We start from the raw sequence: 1,187 nt of genomic DNA on the forward strand, positions 1-1,187 counted from the left end.
CGGGGAGAAATGCCCGGCAGGGCAATGAGCGACTATCTGTGGTGTCAAGTTGCATTGGCGAACTCGATGCGCGCATCGCGTGCTTTTGCATTGAGAATGACGAGGAGTTTTCGCGCCAGCGCCATGCGAATGACCATTTTGGTTTTGCCAGCCTTTTGCAACCGTTCGGCGAAAGCTTGCAGATGAGGATCGTACCTGGCGACGTGCCGGGCAATGATAAAGAGAATGCCACGCGGGCCGGCGCGACCGCCCCGAATATTACGAGGTCCCTCGCGTTTGCCGCTATCGTTGGCGAAGGGCGAGAGCCCCACCAGTTTGGCGATGGCCTTGTTGGAGACGATGCCGATCTCGGGCACTTCCGCCAGCAGACGGGCAACGGTGCGGTCAGCCAGGCCCTTGAAGAAGCGGAATGTCTTGTCGAGCTTGGCCCACAACGGGTCGTCGTCAATCAGCGAGGCCACCTCGCCAGCCAGCCGCTTCTCCTCGCGCTTGAGGCAGGCCAGCACCGTGGAGAGACTGGCCAGCGTCTCGGCGTCGGTGGTGGCGCTCTTGCGCTGCTTGTTGACGGTGATGTCGCCGCTGACCTGGGAAAGCCTGGAAACCAAGGCTTTCAGTCGCTGCTGCGCGGCACTGGGCGGCACCGTCGGCACGATCTGCTTGATCGACGCGTAATGGGCGATCACGGCCGCGTCGATGCGATCGGTCTTCTCGAAGGTGCCCATTGCCTCGGCGAAGCGACGCACGCTGCGAGGATTGACGATGCCGCAAGGCAGGCCCTTCTCCCAAAGCCACAGAAAGGCCAACCGCTCATAACCGCCCGTCGCCTCCATGACCGCGAGCTCGATACGATGGCTGCGGCAAAACACCAGCAGCTCGCCCAGCCCCGCCGCGTCGTTGGCGAAACGAGCAAACGCTGCACCCGGCCGGATATGAGCGTCCAGCCAATCTTTCGAAACATCAACTCCACAAATAATACTGTTCACGGTAACCTGCCTTGTTCGTGCGATTGGAGCCAAGCGACTATTCGGTCGTGCGTGACAAAGGCGAAGATCCCAAGCTCATTGACGGTTGTAGCCGGAGGGGCAGCGGGCGACTTCGCCAAGCCTCGGGCCGGATGGCCATCCGGCCCGAGGCTCAGTCGCTTCCATCGCACAAAAATCATCTCGTGCAGATACAAGGGGCGGCGC

General features: G+C 61.4%; 1 protein-coding gene. It reads right to left on the reverse strand.

Features of this window, described 5'->3' with window-relative positions; all coding sequences use genetic code 11:
- Positions 1–44 precede the first annotated feature (44 nt).
- Positions 45–983, reverse strand: coding sequence for an IS110 family transposase (locus EN850_RS33315; RefSeq protein ID WP_136092918.1), 939 nt, complete (start codon positions 981–983; stop codon positions 45–47).
- Positions 984–1,187: the final 204 nt, after the last annotated feature.

Source organism: Mesorhizobium sp. M8A.F.Ca.ET.207.01.1.1 (genome assembly GCF_004794715.1).
Taxonomy (GTDB): domain Bacteria; phylum Pseudomonadota; class Alphaproteobacteria; order Rhizobiales; family Rhizobiaceae; genus Mesorhizobium.